Origin of the sequence: Acinetobacter sichuanensis (genome assembly GCF_003024515.2) — a bacterium.
Taxonomy (GTDB): domain Bacteria; phylum Pseudomonadota; class Gammaproteobacteria; order Pseudomonadales; family Moraxellaceae; genus Acinetobacter; species Acinetobacter sichuanensis.
In genome coordinates this window covers 29821-49229 of the sequence record NZ_PYIX02000020.1, presented here as the reverse complement: position 1 = coordinate 49229, position 19409 = coordinate 29821, and the positions used below count along the sequence as shown (strand labels likewise).

The 19409-nt window shown below is 37.5% G+C and carries 19 protein-coding genes; 7 read left to right on the top strand and 12 right to left on the bottom strand.

Annotation, left to right across the window (positions count from 1 at the left end; translation table 11 throughout):
• Positions 1 to 99: 99 nt before the first annotated feature.
• The 3 genes from C9E89_RS12535 to C9E89_RS12525 form a co-directional block, all read right to left on the bottom strand.
• The gene (locus C9E89_RS12535) at positions 100 to 1386 is read right to left on the bottom strand and encodes a DcaP family trimeric outer membrane transporter (RefSeq protein WP_107008682.1); all 1287 of its coding nucleotides are present in this window, start codon (positions 1384 to 1386) and stop codon (positions 100 to 102) included.
• A gap of 102 nt (positions 1387 to 1488) precedes the next feature.
• Positions 1489 to 2862 carry an MFS transporter gene (locus C9E89_RS12530; protein ID WP_107008681.1) on the bottom strand — a complete coding sequence of 458 codons (1374 nt, stop codon included), beginning with the start codon at positions 2860 to 2862 and terminating at the stop codon, positions 1489 to 1491.
• A gap of 550 nt (positions 2863 to 3412) precedes the next feature.
• Positions 3413 to 4330 carry a LysR family transcriptional regulator gene (locus tag C9E89_RS12525; RefSeq protein WP_107008680.1) on the bottom strand — a complete coding sequence of 306 codons (918 nt, stop codon included), beginning with the start codon at positions 4328 to 4330 and terminating at the stop codon, positions 3413 to 3415.
• 249 nt (positions 4331 to 4579) lie between these two features.
• On the opposite strand from C9E89_RS12525, the gene catA reads away from it, so the two are divergent.
• The 6 genes from catA (at position 4580) to benE (ending at position 10801) form a co-directional block, all read left to right on the top strand.
• A complete protein-coding gene (catA, locus tag C9E89_RS12520) occupies positions 4580 to 5500 on the top strand; it encodes a catechol 1,2-dioxygenase (RefSeq protein WP_107008679.1) in 921 nt (306 codons plus the stop codon).
• A gap of 90 nt (positions 5501 to 5590) precedes the next feature.
• Complete coding sequence (benA, locus tag C9E89_RS12515; protein ID WP_107008678.1) at positions 5591 to 6991, top strand: benzoate 1,2-dioxygenase large subunit; 1401 nt, start codon at positions 5591 to 5593, stop codon at positions 6989 to 6991.
• The gene (benB, locus tag C9E89_RS12510) at positions 6988 to 7488 is read left to right on the top strand and encodes a benzoate 1,2-dioxygenase small subunit (RefSeq protein WP_107008677.1); all 501 of its coding nucleotides are present in this window, start codon (positions 6988 to 6990) and stop codon (positions 7486 to 7488) included. The genes benA and benB overlap by 4 nt, the downstream gene beginning before the upstream one ends.
• Positions 7489 to 7566: 78 nt before the next feature.
• The gene (gene benC, locus C9E89_RS12505) at positions 7567 to 8583 is read left to right on the top strand and encodes a benzoate 1,2-dioxygenase electron transfer component BenC (protein ID WP_107008676.1); all 1017 of its coding nucleotides are present in this window, start codon (positions 7567 to 7569) and stop codon (positions 8581 to 8583) included.
• 79 nt (positions 8584 to 8662) lie between these two features.
• Positions 8663 to 9448, top strand: coding sequence for a benzoate diol dehydrogenase BenD (benD, locus tag C9E89_RS12500; RefSeq protein ID WP_107008675.1), 786 nt, complete (start codon positions 8663 to 8665; stop codon positions 9446 to 9448).
• A 135-nt stretch (positions 9449 to 9583) separates the two neighbouring features.
• Positions 9584 to 10801, top strand: a complete 1218-nt coding sequence (benE, locus tag C9E89_RS12495) for a benzoate/H(+) symporter BenE (RefSeq protein ID WP_107008674.1) — start codon at positions 9584 to 9586, stop codon at positions 10799 to 10801.
• A 42-nt stretch (positions 10802 to 10843) separates the two neighbouring features.
• Here the strand turns inward: benE and C9E89_RS12490 are convergent, their stop codons facing one another.
• The 9 genes from C9E89_RS12490 to C9E89_RS12450 all read right to left on the bottom strand — a co-directional run bounded on the left by C9E89_RS12490 (position 10844) and on the right by C9E89_RS12450 (position 18025).
• A complete protein-coding gene (locus tag C9E89_RS12490; RefSeq protein ID WP_107008673.1) occupies positions 10844 to 11122 on the bottom strand; it encodes a DUF7710 domain-containing protein in 279 nt (92 codons plus the stop codon).
• 23 nt (positions 11123 to 11145) lie between these two features.
• Positions 11146 to 11541, bottom strand: a complete 396-nt coding sequence (locus C9E89_RS12485) for a tautomerase family protein (protein WP_107008672.1) — start codon at positions 11539 to 11541, stop codon at positions 11146 to 11148.
• 150 nt (positions 11542 to 11691) lie between these two features.
• Positions 11692 to 12279 carry a TerD family protein gene (locus C9E89_RS12480; RefSeq protein WP_107008671.1) on the bottom strand — a complete coding sequence of 196 codons (588 nt, stop codon included), beginning with the start codon at positions 12277 to 12279 and terminating at the stop codon, positions 11692 to 11694.
• Positions 12280 to 12291: 12 nt separating this feature from the next.
• On the bottom strand, positions 12292 to 13008 hold the full coding sequence (locus tag C9E89_RS12475; protein WP_107008709.1) for a TIGR00266 family protein: 717 nt from the start codon (positions 13006 to 13008) through the stop codon (positions 12292 to 12294).
• Positions 13009 to 13019: 11 nt separating this feature from the next.
• Positions 13020 to 14327 carry a vWA domain-containing protein gene (locus C9E89_RS12470; protein WP_107008670.1) on the bottom strand — a complete coding sequence of 436 codons (1308 nt, stop codon included), beginning with the start codon at positions 14325 to 14327 and terminating at the stop codon, positions 13020 to 13022.
• A gap of 133 nt (positions 14328 to 14460) precedes the next feature.
• Positions 14461 to 15039 (bottom strand): TerD family protein, encoded by a 579-nt coding sequence (locus tag C9E89_RS12465; protein ID WP_107008669.1) that lies wholly within the window; start codon positions 15037 to 15039, stop codon positions 14461 to 14463.
• A 3-nt stretch (positions 15040 to 15042) separates the two neighbouring features.
• Positions 15043 to 16146 (bottom strand): DUF475 domain-containing protein, encoded by a 1104-nt coding sequence (locus C9E89_RS12460; RefSeq protein ID WP_107008668.1) that lies wholly within the window; start codon positions 16144 to 16146, stop codon positions 15043 to 15045.
• Positions 16147 to 16162: 16 nt separating this feature from the next.
• Positions 16163 to 16738, bottom strand: coding sequence for a TerD family protein (locus C9E89_RS12455; RefSeq protein WP_107008667.1), 576 nt, complete (start codon positions 16736 to 16738; stop codon positions 16163 to 16165).
• A 51-nt stretch (positions 16739 to 16789) separates the two neighbouring features.
• On the bottom strand, positions 16790 to 18025 hold the full coding sequence (locus tag C9E89_RS12450; protein WP_107008666.1) for a TerD family protein: 1236 nt from the start codon (positions 18023 to 18025) through the stop codon (positions 16790 to 16792).
• A 368-nt stretch (positions 18026 to 18393) separates the two neighbouring features.
• Between C9E89_RS12450 and C9E89_RS12445 the strand changes: the two genes are divergently transcribed.
• Entirely contained in the window at positions 18394 to 19401 is a 1008-nt protein-coding gene (locus C9E89_RS12445; protein WP_107008665.1) for an ATP-grasp domain-containing protein, read from the top strand.
• Positions 19402 to 19409 lie beyond the last annotated feature (8 nt).

Below are 19409 nucleotides of genomic sequence, written 5' to 3'. Positions count from 1 at the left end.
TTATTTTTAAAAATATCATGTGTAAAATAAAAGTCCAATAAGTCAAAATAGGTTTATATATCGACTTATTGGAACTCTTTTAACTCATATAACTTTAACTTAGAAGTTATACATTGCCACCGCATTTACACGATTATCTTCACCTGTTTTGCTGCCATTTGGTGCTGCACCAAATGCTTCACGCTCACCGTAAACATATTCAACACCAAAGCTGAGTGGTTTAACTGGGCTATAAAATACGTTACCCCATGCTTGCCATAAGTCTTTGTTGGCTTTGGTTTTATCTGCAAGGGCATTGATATAACGGTCATTTTGATCCGCTTTCATATAACCATAAGCCAAAGTACCACGCAGTTTTTCATTGAACTGTTGAGTAATACCGAAGGTAATAGAATCAAATTCATTGGTTTCAAGAATCTGATTATTCGCATCAGTCACAAAACCTTGGTTTGTCCATGACACGAAACTACTGTCACCATTGACATGGTAGTAGTCCGCCTTCAATGTTGTAGTTGGTGTTACATCATATTTTAAACCAACACCTACACCCCATGCTGTTTGCTCATCTGCTTTGGTACGTTTTTCAGTTACCATTGCACGCGCACCAAGTGATAAATTATCCACTATTTTATGGTTAAGTCGTGCTGTCAAAGCAGGTAAACGCATATCTGAACTGCTATCTTTAGAATCTTCTAAAGCATAGACAAAGTTAGTATCTGCATTTAATTTTTGCGTATAACGAACCTGTGGTGTACGTTTAACTGAACCACCAACAAAGCCAAGTGCATCAACGACTTCAGGCATAAAATCTACAGGTGCAAAGTTTGACCATGTCTGACCAACCAACCAATTTCCATAGGTTAAATAAGCATGACGAATACGTAAGGTATCTAAAGACGAGCCGCCTAAGAAGTCAACTTCAAGCTTACCACCGACATCACCGACTTGAGTTGGCGTTTTAAAATCAAAACCAAAACGTGTAGCAGCCAATGTTGATTTTAGGTTGTCGCTATTTTCATTGACACCATCTAAAGCAACTGTGCTGATTTGGTTATATAGTCTATTCGCTGGACCACCTTCAATTTGATATTGAAGATCAGCACGTACATTTCCATAAAAGCTTATTTCAGCGCCACCTTTAGTTAAAGCCAAACCACCGCGTGTTGTATTTGCTGCGAGTTGAACTTTTTCTTCCTGATAGTTTTGCAGTTGTACGGCTTGTTGCTGTTGTGTCTGCTGATTTAACAGTTGGCGTAATTCACTAATCTCATTACGCAATTGTTCAATTTCAGGATTCACATCTTTTGCATGCGTTAGCGCAGTACTACATACGCCCATAGCCAATAGAAGCGTTTTTACTTTAAAAAATTTCTTATGAGTATTCATCCAAACCTCATTTCTTGATGATAGTGGCATCATCCTTTGATGCCACGAATAAATTTATCTGATTCAATAAGATAAAGAAAACTTAAATTATTTTTCTTTAGTTTAATTGACAGATGACTCTATTGTTGATCCATTTTTAACCGAAGCAGAAGGACGAGTCTCTTTGCTTTGGTCTACCGATGCTTTCAAATTCACCAAGAAAATTGCGAGTGCTGCGATTACCCCTGGAATTGCAATTGCTAAGAAATTCATTTGATGTGGCAATTGTAAAGTTAATAACGCTCCTGTTAATACAGGTCCTACAATTGCACCAATACGTCCGATGCCTGAAGCCCATCCCATGCCTGTAGAACGTACAGCGGCTGGATAAAACTGTGCAACAAAAGTATAAAGTAAAATTTGTGAACCAATGGTTGCCGCACCTGCGATTGCAATCAGTGTATATAAAACCGCTTGTGGGCTCTTAAATCCAAGTAAAATTAATGCGATTGCACCAACTGCAAACATAATGGTTAATACAGGTTTTAAATGGAAACGGTCTGATAACACCCCACCACCAATTGCACCGACCATCCCACCAATATTTAATGCAAATAAGAAAATCATACTTGCACCAAGCGAGTAACCTGCTTGAATCATTAGTTTTGGTAGCCAACTGCCTAATGCATAAACCATCAGTAAACACATAAAGAAAGCGACCCAGAACATCAAGGTACTGAAAGTACGCCCTTGTTGGAATAAAGCACGTAATGGCGCTTCATCGCCTACAGTTGCTTCATTCAGTACAAATACGGTATCAGCAGAAATATTTTTTTCTGGTGCAATTTTTTGTACAGTTTGACGGACTTGTTCAGTTTTCCCCTTATTGGTCAAGAACATGAGGGATTCAGGTAAAAACTTCCAAATTAATGGCAAGGCAACAAATGGAATAATGGCAATATAGAACATGATTTTCCAACCATAGTCTGTCACTAACCACGCGCCTAATAATGCAGATGTCATACCACCAATGGCATAACCACTAAACATCACAGCAACTAATGTACTGCGAATTTTTTTGGGTGCGTATTCGGTCATGAGTGCCACAACGTTTGGCATGACCCCACCAATGCCTAAGCCTGCAAGGAAACGTAAAATACCAAATTCAATTGGGTTAGAAGCAAATGCGCCTAAAAAAGTAAACCCACTAAAAATTGCAACGCAAATCATGATGGTTTTTTTACGACCTAGTTTGTCTGACAAGGTTCCGAAGCACATTGCACCGAACATCATGCCAAATAAGGCGGTACTTGCGAGCATACCTGCTTGTACAGCAGATAATCCCCACTCTTGCATTAATAATGGTAATGCAACGCCATAAATAACTAAATCATAACCATCAAAAATAATAATCAGTAAACACCAAATTAATACGTTCCAATGAAATGGGGTGAACTTCGCTTCATCCACAATTGTATTTATATTTAGATTCGCCATACACTTTGCGCCTCCTGCGCGTGAACGGTAGAAAATTTCTCAAACAATGGATTAAAGTGTTTTTAATGTCCAAAACCAATTGCGTATAAATCTATACCTAAAAAGTAGGTTTTATTTTTATTATATAAATAACAATAACTTATAATTAAATAACCGCTTTTTTAAGCAGTTCTACAAAATGACGAACGGTTTTAACCGCTATTTTGGATTTTATTTAAAAAAATCATATTAAGAGAATTTTAATAGAGTTTTTTCACAAAAAATTTAAATCGTCTTATTTTAATTCTTGCCTGATGATGTTTAATCTTTAAATAACTCATTATATTATTTTCTGCTCTTTTGTAAGATTTTTTATAAATATAATAATATTGAATAGATTTTCTAATCAGTTAATGATTATATTGCGACAAAGGTCTATATTTAGTGATGAAATATTATTCTACTTCAAATTTAATATGTATTAAAAATAAACAATTCAAAAAAATAAGTGCTATTTATCTTGAAATAAAAAGCACGTATGTTTAAATTTTAAGCACAAAATTATTTTTCTTTAGAGAACGCGGCGCTCATATTCAATCTGCTCAAGGTCATAAACCTGATAAACACAATCAAATAAAGAGTGAATATCGTTATTTTCATCCATATTACGCATTGCCATAAAGATTGGACTCACCGCAGCATCATCTAATAAAGGTATAAAGTGCAGATGGGATAAATGTATATTTTGGGCACTGCTTGGGACAATTGAGATGCCTTCAGCAGCAGCAACAAAACCTAAAGCAAGTTGTAACTCGCGTACTTCTCGTGCATTTTTTAAGTCGAGTCCATACTCTGAAAATAAATGACGAATCTGTGTTGAAAAGTTTGGTTTATGGTGGTTTGGGTATAGCAAAATATGCTGGTCTAATAAGTCTGCCAAGTAAATTCCATCTTTATATTGGCGTACTAAAGGGCTACTTCCATGCACCGCAACCATTAACGGTTCTTCTCGTAGTAAAACGCGTTTTACTGCTGAGTCTGAAATTCTTAAACGTCCAAATCCGACATCTATACGTCCTTCTTTTAATGCCTCAATTTGATCTGTTGTGGTCATTTCAACCATTTCTATTTTGACATCGCGGTTTTGTTGCTTAAATAAATAGACAATATTTGACAACAAACCGAACAATAATGAACCAACAAAACCAATATTTAATGTGCGATCGGCTAGACCAACACGCTTGGTCATGCTCTTTACTTCTTCAGCATTAGACAAAAGTTTAACGGCATGTTGATAGAAAAATTGACCTGCTTCTGTTGTTTTTAAAGGGCGACTTCCTCGTATAAATAGTTGAACATCCAACTCATTTTCTAAATTTTGAATCTGACGGCTCAAAGGTGGTTGAGCAATAAACAATTTTTCTGCTGCTTTTGTAAAGCTTTGCTCCTCAACAACAGCAACAAAATAGCGAAGGTGTCTAAGTTCCATGACAGCGAATACCTTTGAAGTATAAAAAAATACATAATTGATCTTCGACAAGACCTAATTCATTCATTTAAGGTATATAGCATGAAGTAAATTAGCAACAAAGTGAAGTTTTTTTAAACGGAATTTTATTCTAGAGATTTAAAAGCCTAATCATGTTGTTGTGATCAAATTTGGGCCAGCCTGTCAGCCAGCTACAAAAAGGAATGCTTGTCGCTCAGGATGACCTCATACTCTAGGAGCATAGATAGTATGAATCGTCAAGAAATTAATGAACTTGTTAAAAAAATGAATGTTGACACTGCCACAGGTGTTGTCGATGCTCGTGTGCAACAAGTCGTCGTCCGTCTTGTCAGTGACTTATTCCAAGCCATCGAAGACCTTGATTTATCTGCAACTGAAATTTGGAAAGGACTTGAGTACTTTACCGATGCAGGTAAAGCAAATGAACTTGGGCTACTTGCTGCGGGTCTTGGTTTAGAACATTATCTCGATTTACGTGCCGATGAAGCCGATGCTAAAGCAGGCATAACAGGTGGAACACCGCGTACGATTGAAGGTCCACTGTATGTAGCAGGCGCTCCTGAGTCGATTGGTTTCACACGTATGGACGATGGTTCTGAGTCTGATCACGTTGATACTTTATTTATTGAAGGTCAAGTGACAGATACCAATGGTCAGCTGATTGAAGGTGCTAAAGTTGAAATCTGGCACGCAAACAGCTTAGGTAATTATTCATTCTTTGATAAATCTCAGTCTGATTTTAATTTACGTCGTACAGTTTTATCTGATAACAACGGTCAATATGTCGCTCAGACGACTATGCCTGTAGGTTACGGCTGTCCACCAGAAGGTACAACTCAATTTGTACTTGATAAACTGGGTCGTCATGGTAACCGTCCTTCTCATGTTCATTATTTTGTTTCTGCACCAGGTTATCGCAAACTCACCACTCAATTTAATATCGAAGGTGATCAGTACCTGTGGGATGACTTTGCATTTGCAACACGTGATGGTTTAGTCGCAGTCGCAGAAGATGTCACAGACGAAGCTGAAATCGCGCGTCGTGGTTTAAACAAAGCTTTCAAACACATTACATTCAATATTCAGTTAGTCAAAGAACAAGTTCAAGCGCCATCAACCGAAGTTGAACGTCGTCGAGCTTCTGCATAATTTCCCTTTTATTTAAAGCGCTTTTGGAACCGAAATATATTTAAACATATTTCGGTGACTTGCCCACATTTGGACAGTCGGAGAACGGACATGCCACGTATTCCAGTGATTAATACCAGCCATCTTGATCGTATTGATGAGCTTCTTGTAGATGATTATGAAACAGGTGAATTTAAACTTCATCGTTCAGTATTTACAGACCAAGCCCTTTTTGACCTAGAAATGAAATATATTTTCGAAGGAAATTGGGTGTATTTGGCACATGAAAGCCAAATTCCAAAAAACAATGACTACTATACAACTTATATTGGTCGTCAACCGATTCTGATCGCACGTAACCGTAATGGTGAATTGAACGCAATGATTAATGCGTGTTCACACCGTGGCGCTCAGCTTTGCCGTAATAAACGTGGTAATAAAGCAACTTATACTTGCCCTTTCCATGGTTGGACATTTAATAACTCAGGTAAATTACTTAAAGTTAAAGATCCAAGTGAAGCAGGTTATTCAGATTGCTTTAACCAAGAAGGCTCTCATGATCTGAAAAAAGTTGCGCGTTTTGAAAACTATAAAGGTTTCTTATTCGGTAGCTTAAACCCAGATGTTCCATCATTAGAAGAATTTTTAGGTGAAACTACAAAAATCATTGACATGATTGTTGACCAATCTGAACAAGGTTTAGAAGTTTTACGTGGTGCATCAACCTATACCTATGAAGGTAACTGGAAACTCACTGCTGAAAATGGTGCAGATGGTTATCACGTTTCTGCGGTACATTGGAACTATGCAGCAACAACGCAACAGCGTAAAGAAAAGCAACAAGAGCTTGATAATGTTCGTGCAATGAGCGCAGGTTCTTGGGGTAAACAAGGCGGTGGTTCTTACGGTTTTGATCACGGTCATATGTTACTTTGGACACAATGGGCAAACCCAGAAGACCGTCCAAACTTCCCTAAAGCTGAAGAATATACAGAAAGATACGGCGCGGCGATGTCTAAATGGATGATCGAGCGTTCACGTAACTTATGTTTATATCCTAACGTATATTTGATGGATCAATTCGGTTCACAAATCCGTGTATTACGTCCAATCTCTGTGAATAAAACAGAAGTTACGATTTATTGTATCGCGCCTGTCGGTGAAGCACCTGAAGCACGTGCTCGTCGTATTCGCCAATATGAAGACTTCTTTAATGCTTCAGGCATGGCAACACCAGATGACCTTGAAGAATTCCGTGCATGTCAAGCAGGTTATGCAGGTATTGAACTTGAATGGAACGACATGTGCCGTGGTTCTAAACATTGGATTCAAGGTCCAGATGATGCTGCAAATGAAATTGGTTTAAAACCAGCATTAAGCTGTATCAAAACTGAAGATGAAGGCTTATACCTTGCTCAACATCAATATTGGTTAAAAACCATGAAACATGCCATCGCAGCTGAAAAAGAATTGGCTGAGTTAGAAACGTCTGCACAAGGAGAAAATGCATGAGCGCGCAAGATAAAGCATCATTAGAAAATATTGCACAATTTCTCTATCGTGAAGCTCGTTTTTTAGACGATGAACAATGGGATGAATGGTTACAGTGTTATGCACCATCTGCATCATTTTGGATGCCAGCTTGGGATGACGATGACAAACTTACTGAAGATCCTCAAGCTGAGATCTCATTGATTTATTACCCTGACCGTCAAGGTTTAGAAGACCGTGTGTTCCGTATTAAAACTGAACGCTCTTCTGCAACCATGCCAAATACACGTACTGCACACAACATTGCTAACGTAGAAGTTGTTGAACGTGATGGCGATAAAGTCACTGTTCGCTTTAACTGGAATACATTGAGCTTCCGTTATAAAAACAGTTATAGCTATTTTGGTATGTCTCGCTATGAAATTGATTTTTCAGGTGAACAACCACAGATTTTAAGTAAATACGTTGTACTTAAAAATGACTATATCAATCAAGTCATTGATATCTACCACCTCTAAAAACAAACAAGGATGGCATTCGTCAAACTCCCATTTGGCGAATGTCAGAAGTATCAAAATTTAAGTAGGATTCTAGCCATGTCAAACCATAATGTTGCACTTCAATTTGAAGATGGCGTAACGCGTTTTATCAGTGTCGCTCAAGGTGAAACCTTATCAGATGCTGCATATCGTCAAAAAATTAACATTCCTTTAGATTGCCGTGATGGTGCTTGCGGAACGTGTCGTGCGTTTTGTGAGTCTGGCTCTTATGACATGCCTGAAGAAAACTATATTGAAGATGCTTTAACACCTGAAGAAGCAGAAGAAGGCTATATTTTAGCTTGCCAATGTAAACCAACTTCAGATGCAGTATTCCAGATTCAAGCAACTTCTGATGTCTGTAAAACTCAGATTCACGAGTTCCAAGGCACTTTAGCACGTGTAGAAAACTTATCTGAATCGACTATTACCTTTGATATTCAACTTGATGAAGGTCAGCCAGATATTCATTTCCTTGCAGGACAATATGTCAATGTTGCGCTACCAGGCACAGCAGAAACACGCTCTTATTCATTTAGCTCAAAACCAGGCAACCGCTTAACAGGCTTTGTTGTACGTAATGTACCTAATGGTAAGATGAGCGAGTTTTTAAGTGCCAATGCTCAAGCTGGCGACAAAATGACATTCACAGGTCCTTTTGGTAGCTTCTATTTACGTAATGTTGTTCGCCCTGTTCTTATGCTTGCAGGTGGTACAGGTATTGCACCATTTATGTCAATGCTACAAGTTCTAGAAGAAAAAGGTTCTGAACAACCTGTACGTCTTGTTTTCGGTGTAACCAATGATTTTGACTTAGTTGCGATTGAAAAACTTAACGAGTTACAAGCAAAATTACCATGGTTTGAATATCGTACTGTTGTAGCACATGCTGACTCTACACATGAACGTAAAGGTTATGTGACAGGTCATATTGAAAATGAATGGCTCAATGGTGGTGATGTTGACGTTTACCTTTGTGGTCCAGTTCCAATGGTCGAAGCCGTTCGTGGCTGGTTAGACCAAGAAGGTGTAAAACCTGCAAACTTCTTATTTGAAAAATTCTCTGCAAACTAAGCTTTCCACAAACCTCGTTTTGCACTCAAAACGAGGTTTTTAAATATTCGGTTTTAAAAAATTGAGCATGGAGAAAAAAATGTCAGATCGTCAAAGATTTTTAAATAAAGTTGTTATTGTTACAGGTGCTGCTCAAGGGATTGGTCGTGGTGTTGCGCTGCAAGTTGCTGCTGAAGGCGCACAAGTGATCCTCGCAGATCGCTCTGAAATTGTAGATGAAGTTTTAGCTGAAATTTTGCAGCATCAAGGTGATGCGATCACGATTAAAGCAGATTTAGAAACTTTTGCAGGTGCTCAATCTGTTGTGGCTAAAGCAATTGAAAAATACGGTCGTGTTGATGTTTTAATCAACAATGTCGGTGGTGCAATTTGGATGAAACCCTTCCAAGAATTTTCTGAAGAAGAAATTATTAAGGAAGTGAATCGTTCTTTATTCCCAACATTATGGTGCTGTCGTGCAGTTTTACCAGAAATGTTGAAAAATCAGAAAGGTACGATTGTTAATGTATCTTCAATCGCGACACGTGGTATCAACCGTGTACCTTATTCTGCATCTAAAGGTGGTGTAAATGCCTTAACTGCTGCAATGGCTTTTGAACATGCGAAAGATGGTATCCGTATCAATGCTGTAGCAACAGGCGGCACCGAAGCACCACCTCGAAAAGTACCTCGCAATAGCAATCCTTTATCTGAAAATGAAAAACAATGGATGCAACAAGTGGTTGATCAAACCATTGATCGAACTTTCTTAGGACGCTACGGCACGATCCAAGAACAAGTGAATGCAATTTTATTTTTAGCCTCAGATGACTCATCTTATATTACAGGTACTGTCGTTCCTGTCGGTGGTGGAGATCAGGGCTAAACCGATCACCCATTTTATTTTTTAAATACTTAAATCTACATTACGATGTGGATTTAACTTTTTCTAAATGCTACATAATTTTAAACACAATTCAGCAGGATCATTGAATTAAACACGCATGGAGGCAAATGCCCAATGGCAACCCTGTTTAAGACCCTAAAACAGGACTGGTCAATTTCAGCTACAGTTGCTGGTTTCTTAGCAGTCTTGATTTCGTACTCAGGTCCACTCATTATCTTTTTCCAAGCAGCACAACAAGCCCATGTCAGCAATGCCATGATGATTTCATGGATCTGGGGCATTTCTATTGGCGCTGCAGTCGCTGGAATATTTTTATCCATTAAATTTAAAGTTCCTGTGATCACAGCGTGGTCTGCTCCCGGAACAGCTTTATTGGTCACACTATTTCCACATATATCACTCAATGAAGCTGTTGCTGCATATATCACGTCTGCAGTGATTATTTTCTTGATTGGAATTTCAGGTTCTTTTGATAAATTACTCAAATGGATTCCACAAGATGTTGCCGCAGGCATGATGGCAGGTATTTTATTTCAGTTTGGGCTAGGTTTATTTAAAGCCACAGACACCATGCCAATGATTGTTTTTGGCATGCTTTTGGTTTATTTGGTCGCAAAAAGACTCAGCCCTCGTTATGCCATGGTTTTTGTGCTTGTTTCAGGTGTGATTTTAAGTTTAGCTTTAGGCAAAATGAATCCCGTTGATGTCGATTTTTCTCTCGCTATTCCACAATTCATCATGCCTGAATGGACTTGGAACTCAACGCTTAACCTTGCTATTCCGCTGACATTGGTGAGCTTATCTGGGCAATTTCTACCCGGTATGGCGATTATGAAGTTAAGTGGCTACGACACCCCTGCTAAACCGATCATCACAGCAACCAGTCTGGCATCTATGGCTGTTGCATGCGTAGGTGGAATTACCATTGTTCTTGCCTCGATTACTGCGGCACTTTGTATGGGTAAAGATGCACATGAACTGAAAGAAAAACGTTATATTGCAGGGATTGCCAATGGTATTTTTTATATCTTAGGTGGTTTATTTGCAGGAAGTATTGTGATGCTTTTTACATTATTACCCAAAGAATTAGTCGCTGCATTAGCAGGTTTAGCCTTACTGGGTGCGATTGCGATTAACATCTCTGCTGCAATGAAAAATGAAAGTCAACGTGATGCTGCTTTACTGACTTTTTTAGCAACGGCTTCAGGAATGAGCTTCTTAGGTCTCAGTTCAGTATTTTGGGGCATTTGTATTGGTATCGTGGCACATGTAATTTTGACAAAACGTCAGAACACAGCACAAAACCAGACTGAAGCTGCCAACGCAAAATAAAAAAATAGCATGAAGCTCACTTAAATAAGTTTTGGGTGGGCTTTATTCTTGCTCAATTTTACCATCAATATAATGCCAATGTTTTTGATAAGCTGAACTAAATCTACCAATAAACTGAGAAGAACAGTCGATCTCAGACTTGGGTTTAAAATAACCCTGATCAACCGCCCAATCATATACTGGATAATCCAGAATATATTCCGTTAAAATCCCACTTAAATTATTTTTTTCAATCCACTCTGTAGCTTGTACTATATTTGAAAATACAGCCGAGCTAAATATTGCACGTTCTCCCTGAAAAATATAAACATTTTTATTCATCATCACACCTTATTTTTTTATTTTTAAACATTTATATTAAAATCTAAATCTATATCACATGCCGCTTTTCCCCCACGTATACCAAAATTTTCCGCAGGAATTTCACGTAATATTATTTTGACATGATTTTTTGGTATGCCTAAAGGTGCAAGATTATTGACAATATTTTCATATAACTTTCGCTTTGCATCTAAAGAACGCCCAATAAAAGCATCAATTGTGATCAATGTATAAAATTCAGGTTTGTCTTTATCTGGCGGACATTGAAAACGCTGTGGTTCATGTTCTATAAAACGTATATTACGATCATAAGGCAAAATTTTAAAAGCATCTCTAAAGGCTTTATGCACAGCCTCCATTATTTCTAGTTCAGTATCAACTGTATAATGTTGTCTGACTTCAATCATAATACTTGGCATGATGATTCGCCTATTTAAAATATATTTTCACTATTGAACGCAGTTATAGCAAATGCATTATTTTTATTACAACTAAACCAAAAGCATGCAACCTATGTAGAAAAGCCCAATTTCTAAAAATTAGGCTTTTATGTCATAAAAAATAATCAATTACAACAATGGCAATACCGAAGGTACGATGTCATGAATCGTTTTGCCTTGACAAGACTCACCCAAGGCTGACATTTTCCAAGCACCATTATGACGATATACTTTCGCAATAATCAAAGCAGTATAATTACCTTGTGCTGACAAATTATATTTTGCAACTTCAGTGTTAGTGGTTTCATCGACTAAACGACAAAAGGCATTCTCTACTTTTTCAAAAGTTTGACCACGGAAGCTACTAATCGTAAATACGATTTGCTGAACTTGATCAGGAACACGCGTCAAATCTACAAAGATTTTCTCGTCATCACCATCGCCTTCACCTGTTAAGTTATCACCAGAATGCTGAATACTGCCATCACGACTACGAAGCTGAGCAAACCAAACATTATCAAGCACTTGTTTATTGGCATCAAATAAAATTGCCGAAGCATCTAAATCAATAGAGCCACCGCCGCCACCAAATAGACCACCTAAAAAGCCACCGCCTTTAGCCACGTCCCAACCTGCACCCAAATAAATTTTTGTTAATGAAGAACCATCTGGTTTTTCTAACGAAATTTTTTGACCTTTTACTAGACTAATACCCATTTATTGTTTCCTTCAGTTTGAGTTTCCACGACCTAAAGCCGATGCCAACCATTGTAAATAACTTGCACGATTTCTAGAGCATACAATCACTTTGCCATGCCCACGAAACTTAATCACTAAACCTTCACCGCTTGTTAAGCTATTAAAAATATTGCCCACAATACCACCGCCGCCTGAAGTCGGCATACCAATGTTATAGTTTAAAGACGCATCCCAAGCTGCAACATGACCATTATCAATGGTGACTTCACCTTGTTCAGGGGTAATATCTAACTCAAGCAAGGTACCACTGCCTGAAATACAGACTTGCCCCTGCCCACCTGTTTCCATCACCACAAAGCCACCTGTGCCGCCAAATAATGCACCACCAATATTACTCTGTACTTTCGCTTTAATATTGGTATGTTCAGTTGCAGCGACAAATGCACCGTCTGACAAAATATATTGCCTTTGCCCAACATCTAAAATTTGCATATCTCCATCTAAATTTGGTGACAACAAACATTCACCATCTCCATTTGAAGCTTTGATTTGCTGCTGAAACAAAGATTCGCCTGAGGTAAATTTACGCATAAACGCCTGAAATACACCGCCACGTAACTTACCTGTCACTTCGAGATTTTGCTCAACCATGACCATGGCATCTGATTCACAATAAATCGATTCACCACGTTTCATACTGACATGTAAAAAAGGTTCTGGACTACCAACTAAGGTAAATGTTGCCATTGCTCTTTGTCCTACTTGATTATATTTTTTTGTTGCGCAGCTTTGAGCCACATTGGAAATTCATTTAATAACAAATCATAAAGTTGCGACTCAGGCATACTGTCGATATTGTCCATTGCAAAGAAATTACAATTATCAATCACACGTCCCGACATCTCATCTAACTGTTCTAAGACACCATAGTTTCGACCACCAATGCCCACAAACTGCCAAAAAATTGCTTGATTGGATATATCTTTTAAAATTTGTTTAATTTTTTTAGTTTCAGATACACCACCATCCGAAATAAACACCACATAAACAGGCAAATCGGATGGGCTTTCTTGAATAAAATAATCAATCACCGCATTCAGTGCCGCAGGTTCATTATTAAAACGTGCGCCAGCATCCCATTTTTTATGCCCGCCCTGTTCTGTGTTGATATAGTTTTTTAAATTGCCTAAATGTACATCGCTTAAACGTAAAGCATGCTGTGCAAATGCCCAACATTCAAAACGACCATCATCATCAAAATTCACCGCTAAAGGCATAATCCGATCAAGAACTTTTTGCACATCACCTTTTTTATATTGCTGATTCATTGAACCTGAATAGTCTAAAACAAGTGCTACCCGTGCTTTCACATTGAGTAAGTTATTCTTTTCTAAACTGATCAAAGATTTTTTAGTGAGTTCTAAAAGCTGTGGGGCAGATTTCTCAATTTTATCTAACACTACTTTTTTCTTTAAATCTAAAGTCGATGTCGTTGCAGGTACATGGTTTTGAGTTACGGTATTTTCGATAGGAGAAGCAGTTTCATCTGCAACTTCACCACCAAAATGCTCAACTAACGCTTTTAAACCACCATTAAAACCTTGCCCAACCGCCGCCATACGCCAAGCGTCATTTTTAAAGTAGATTTCACACAACATAGCCGCTTTTTCTTGCTGAAAATGAGCACTATTTAATGGATAATGTGCTACAACTTGCTGCTCAGCATTGACTAACTCAACTTGAATAGATTGGATATAATTTAAAGTTGTTTGATCTGTTGTCGCACAAATCACAAAACGGGGCGTTTTTTCAGTATCAATTTGACTGAGATCCAATTTAAAAATATGTTGCTGTGCTTGCTGAAAATATTGCACTTCATTTTCAGGCGTTTTTGGCTGATTATAAAAAGTCATATAATCATCATGATAAAGCTGATCATGCTGCCCTAAGCCAAAGCTAGAAATATCAATTTCAAAACTTGCTTGCACTTGAACACGTACACTCAATTCTGATGTAGATTGTAACAGTTGGGTCAGTACGAACTTTTGTCCTGAAACAAGTTGCATATATCATTCTCTATTTTAGTACTTGAAAATAATCGATTTAAAACGATTTTTATAAAATACAAAGACTATAAAATTATTTTCAAGTACTAAAAGATTGCTCTTTTAGTACTCTGTTTTATACTGTTTTTACAGATTAAACGGCAACACCATAGCTTGCAGCCAATGCGCCTAAGCCACCGTTAAAGCCTTGACCTACAGCTTTGAATTTCCACTCACCGCTGTGACGGTATAATTCACCAAAAATCATCGCAACTTCAGTGCTACCATCTTCAGATAAGTCAAAACGCGCAAGCTCTTCACCGTTCGCATCTTGGTTGATGACACGGATATAAGCACGGTCAACTTGACCAAAGTTTTGACCGTTTTGTTGACCTTCGTGAATGGTAACTGCAAAGACAACTTTCGCAATATTTGCAGGAACTTTAGACAAGTCTACAGAAATCGTTTCATCATCACCGTCACCATCACCTGTACGGTTATCACCTTGATGCGTTACAGAACCACATGGAGATACTTTTTGGTTAAAGAAAATAAAATCGCCATCACCTGTGACTTTGCCATTTTCATCTGTTAAAAATGCGACTGCATCTAAGTCAAATGCTTTACCATCAGTTACACGTGGGTTCCAACCTAAACCTAAATCTACTTTATTCATCGTAGGTGCAGTTTTAGATAAGTTAATGTTACCGCCTTTAGATAAGCTAATCGCCATGTCTTAATTTCCTTCTTGTGTTGATTCTAACTTTTGCTGTTTCTTGCTATACGAAATTGATGATAATACCGCCCATACAATAAACGCTACACCAATCAATCCTGTTACAACTTCAGGTACATGCACACCTGTACCACTTGCGAGCATAATCAATGCTAAAGCACCAATCGCATAATGCGCACCATGCTCTAGATATACATAGGCATCCAATGTGCCTTTTTCAACTAGGTAAATGGTCATAGAACGAACAAACATCGCACCTATTGCCAAACCTAACATAATCACAACAACATCATTGGTAATTGCAAATGCACCAATGACCCCGTCAAAGCTAAAAGATGCATCTAAAACTTCTAAATATAAGAAGCCACCAATACCACCTTTTACAACCGTGCCTGTAACTGTTGCGTTGCCATTTGAAGATTTTTCATCTTCATCTTCGTCATCAGAACCACTGCCTTCAAGTAAATGTCCAATGACCTGCACACCCACATAGACCACGATTCCCCAGATTCCTGCCATAACCACAACTAAACGCTGTGCTTCTGGTACAAAACCTGCGATCACCAACAACACAACCAGTGAAATAAAAACTGAAATCGCTTGAATGCTACCTAAATCTGCTAATTTAGACTCGATCCAATGAAACCAATGTTCATCTTTTTCATCATCAAAGAGGAAGTTTAAAAAGACCAATAATAGGAAAATACCACCAAAGGCAGCAATTTCAGCATGATGATCCATCAATTTTTCAGAATAAGTTTTAGGGTCATTCAGTGCTAACTTAGCCACTTCAACCATACTCATGTCTGCGGTTACACCAACAATGAGCAATGGAAAAACCAATCGCATACCAAATACAGCAACGATGATTCCGACAGTTAAGAATAACTTACGCCAAAACATATCCCAATGTTTAAGTACAGAAGCATTCACAACGGCATTATCAAATGACAATGACACTTCCATGATGGCTAAAATACCCGTAATTGCCAATACTTTAAACATCATCATCAGACCTGCATCAGGTCCGTGAGTAAATCCCCAATATGCTGAAATTGCTAAACAGATAATGGTGAATAAGATCGAAAATCTAAAATGCTTCATTCATTCCACTCAACGTTTAGATGCTAATGCCATATTGATGGCACATTGCACGCAAACCACCTGCATAGCCCTGACCTACAGCACGGAATTTCCATTCACCGTTATGACGATACAATTCACCAAATACCATTGCTGTTTCAGTTGAATAATCTTCATTCAAGTCAAAACGAACGATTTCGACTTGACTTTGATCATTAACAATACGAATAAATGCATTTTGTACTTGACCGAAGTTTTGACCACGTTGCTCTGCATCATGAATCGTCACCGTAATCGCAATTTTTTGAATATCCGCAGGTACTAAACCCAAGTTAATTTTGACGGATTCATCATCACCATCGCCATCACCTGTACGGTTATCGCCTGTATGTTCCACAGAACCTTCAGGAGAACGTGTTTGGTTATAAAAAATAAAGTCATGTTCACCACGAACTTTATCATTTGCGCCCAATAAAAATGCTGAAGCGTCTAAGTCAAAATCCGCACCATCTGTTGCACGAGCATCCCAACCTAAACCCACAAGTACTTGTGATAATGATGGATCTGTTTTGCTTAGTGATAAATTACCACCTTTATTTAAAGTAATAGCCATGTATTTCTGCCCTTTCTCTTATGAACTTAAATATAAAAAATAAATCAAATTTTAATCTTTAGATCCTTGTGTCCAACGGAAGCCAAACCTGTAATGCTGATCTAAATATTGTTGATCTTTAAAATAACGCACCTCACGATTTGCCTGAATACTACCCGCGATATTTTTTAACTCAACAATAGCGCAAGTCGTCAAATGATTACCATCTGTTAAACGCACTTCAATTTCAGGCTGATTTGGGATACGAATCGTCACGACACCATCTGTTGCAGCCCATTGTGCTGCACCCGAATAAATATAGGTATAGATCACTACACGCTCAATTTCATCCCAACGATCACCATTAATATGCAAGTTCTCGCCTGTCGTCACGGCGCCAGTACGATCATCACCATCTAAATAAATGAATGGCGGACGATCATAATGTCCAAACTGATTACCCAATGGCTGTACCAATGCAATCTGACCGCCTTTGAACTGAATCATTGCACCCAAATCGAGATCGACTGTTTTATTTCCACCCACTAACTTCTTAAAAAATGAACCAGATTGGGCTTGTTGCCCTTGATTCCAGTTTAGATTTACTGAAATTTTACCGAAACCTGAGCCTTTTTTAGTCAGGTTAATACTTGAATTGGTTTTGTCTAATTTAATTTTAGATAAATTTAAACTTGAGCTTGGCGTTGGCGTTGGCGTTGGCGTTGGCGTTGGCGTTGGCGTTGGCGTTGGCGTTGGCGTTGGCGTTGGCGCAGCTTGTGTTGTTTCTGCTGCAATTTCAACACCAAAATTTTCAGCGAGTGGTTTTAACCCACCATTAAAACCCTGATTCACAAAACGAAATTTCCACTTTTCATTATGCTTATAAACTTCAGCCAAAATCAAAGCTTTCTCAGACTTTTGTTGAGTTTCCACAATTGCTGTTGCAACTGTTTGCCCATTTTCCTGTAACTCGATATGAATTGGAGCAAGTACATGAACTGCATGCGGTTCATTTAAAGTGGCACAAATTACAATTTTACTGATTTGAGGATCAATTAAAGCCGTATTAAAGCTTAATTTACTCTGATAAGGTGCTTTACTGTTAGATTCAGTTAAGATTACACTTTGATTAGTGGTCTGTTTTTGTCCGTAGAAAATCATATCCTGATCACCACGAACTTTTTGTGTGGTTTGGTTTAACAAATAAGCAGTGATGTCTAAATCGACATGCGCTGGGACATTTGTTTTTATTAAAATTTCAACATTTTGTTGATTTAGTCCAATATTACTACCTGCAATCAATTGCATATTATCCTCAAAGCCATTGTTATAAATCTATAAAAAGTGAATTTCCCAATGAAATCAAAATTTAAATTACTCTGATTTAATATATTTGAATAACTCATTTTTATCATAAAAATGTGACATACCAAAGCATATAATTCTTTTTTTTAACAAAAATATAAACAAAGCAGCTTTAAAAAAAGATTGCAAGTGATTCTATTTTAATTATATATTGCAAAAGATTTTAATAATTGATTACCTAGCTTCTGAGATAATTTTTTGTAATTGTTTTATTTTCTCTTATATCGAGAAATATACAAAATAATATCCAAGAAATTTATTATTAAACTTTAATTTTTTTAAATTTAACTTACTTGAGAATAAAACTGACTGTGAAAAATTATTTTACTGTTTGGATTGCTGAAAGTTTTTCCTGTCAAAAAGATATTATTGCTGCTTTAAAAAATTCCACTTTAAACACTCAACTGCATATCATCTGTTCACACAATTTGCAGCGCCCTGAGCTGTTAAATATCGCAGATTTATTTATACATCAACCACCTATTGAAGAGTCTGCAGCATGGTTGTTAGAACAATGTATTTTTCACAAAGTTCATCTGTTATTTTGTGGTAAAAGAGCCCAATACATTGAACCTTATCGTGAACAATTTAAACAACATAATATTCAATTAGTTACAGGTGCATCGTCCTTAGCTGAACTTAAACTTATGGATGATAAATACGCTTTCACAGAAAAATGTAAAGCATTAAATTTACCCTATATTCCTGCATTTAAAGTAGATTCAACGACAAGTTTAAAAAATGCCATTGAAACTGCTCAAGCGCAGTTTGGTGAAATTTGTGCCAAACCTGTACATGGCGTATATGGAGCAGGCTTTGTACATTTAAAAAATGATATTGATTATTTTCAACACTTTAAATCACCTTTTGTTGCCAATACACAACAATTTATCGAAGCGTATGCACAGCTTCAACAAGGTATTGAATACTTGATTATGCCGTATTTGAATGGTGAAGAGTGTTCTGTTGATATTGCTTGTGATCATGGTAAAGTTTTGGCACAAGTCACACGTATTAAACATCAATTTCATCAAGTGTGTTTTTTAGATCATCCTTGTCATGAAATTTGCACACAACTCGTTCAACATTTTAATTGCGACGGTTTAATTAATATTCAGTTTAAACAAGACCAACATCAAAAATGGCATATTTTAGAAATTAATGCACGTCCTGCGGGCGGATTTGCATATACCCAACATACTGGGGTGAATTTAGTGGCAGAACTTTTTGCACAAAAATTAGGCTTAAATTTAACTCGTGAGGCACCGCTTTCACCTGTCAAAGTATTGCCTTTAGTACAAAGCTTTAAAATGGATTAAGATTAATT

Excerpts from the sequence above, each read along its gene's own strand:
- catA (WP_107008679.1), top strand. The coding sequence starts at position 4,580 with ATGAATCGTCAAGAAATTAATGAACTTGTTAAAAAAATGAATGTTGAC.
- C9E89_RS12475 (WP_107008709.1), bottom strand. The coding sequence starts at position 13,008 with ATGGCAACATTTACCTTAGTTGGTAGTCCAGAACCTTTTTTACATGTC.
- benA (WP_107008678.1), top strand. The coding sequence starts at position 5,591 with ATGCCACGTATTCCAGTGATTAATACCAGCCATCTTGATCGTATTGAT.
- benC (WP_107008676.1), top strand. The coding sequence starts at position 7,567 with ATGTCAAACCATAATGTTGCACTTCAATTTGAAGATGGCGTAACGCGT.
- C9E89_RS12530 (WP_107008681.1), bottom strand. The coding sequence starts at position 2,862 with ATGGCGAATCTAAATATAAATACAATTGTGGATGAAGCGAAGTTCACC.
- C9E89_RS12525 (WP_107008680.1), bottom strand. The coding sequence starts at position 4,330 with ATGGAACTTAGACACCTTCGCTATTTTGTTGCTGTTGTTGAGGAGCAA.
- C9E89_RS12535 (WP_107008682.1), bottom strand. The coding sequence starts at position 1,386 with ATGAATACTCATAAGAAATTTTTTAAAGTAAAAACGCTTCTATTGGCT.
- benE (WP_107008674.1), top strand. The coding sequence starts at position 9,584 with ATGGCAACCCTGTTTAAGACCCTAAAACAGGACTGGTCAATTTCAGCT.
- C9E89_RS12485 (WP_107008672.1), bottom strand. The coding sequence starts at position 11,541 with ATGCCAAGTATTATGATTGAAGTCAGACAACATTATACAGTTGATACT.
- benB (WP_107008677.1), top strand. The coding sequence starts at position 6,988 with ATGAGCGCGCAAGATAAAGCATCATTAGAAAATATTGCACAATTTCTC.
- C9E89_RS12455 (WP_107008667.1), bottom strand. The coding sequence starts at position 16,738 with ATGGCTATTACTTTAAATAAAGGTGGTAATTTATCACTAAGCAAAACA.
- C9E89_RS12480 (WP_107008671.1), bottom strand. The coding sequence starts at position 12,279 with ATGGGTATTAGTCTAGTAAAAGGTCAAAAAATTTCGTTAGAAAAACCA.
- C9E89_RS12465 (WP_107008669.1), bottom strand. The coding sequence starts at position 15,039 with ATGGCGATTAGCTTATCTAAAGGCGGTAACATTAACTTATCTAAAACT.
- C9E89_RS12490 (WP_107008673.1), bottom strand. The coding sequence starts at position 11,122 with ATGAATAAAAATGTTTATATTTTTCAGGGAGAACGTGCAATATTTAGC.
- C9E89_RS12460 (WP_107008668.1), bottom strand. The coding sequence starts at position 16,146 with ATGAAGCATTTTAGATTTTCGATCTTATTCACCATTATCTGTTTAGCA.
- benD (WP_107008675.1), top strand. The coding sequence starts at position 8,663 with ATGTCAGATCGTCAAAGATTTTTAAATAAAGTTGTTATTGTTACAGGT.
- C9E89_RS12450 (WP_107008666.1), bottom strand. The coding sequence starts at position 18,025 with ATGCAATTGATTGCAGGTAGTAATATTGGACTAAATCAACAAAATGTT.
- C9E89_RS12470 (WP_107008670.1), bottom strand. The coding sequence starts at position 14,327 with ATGCAACTTGTTTCAGGACAAAAGTTCGTACTGACCCAACTGTTACAA.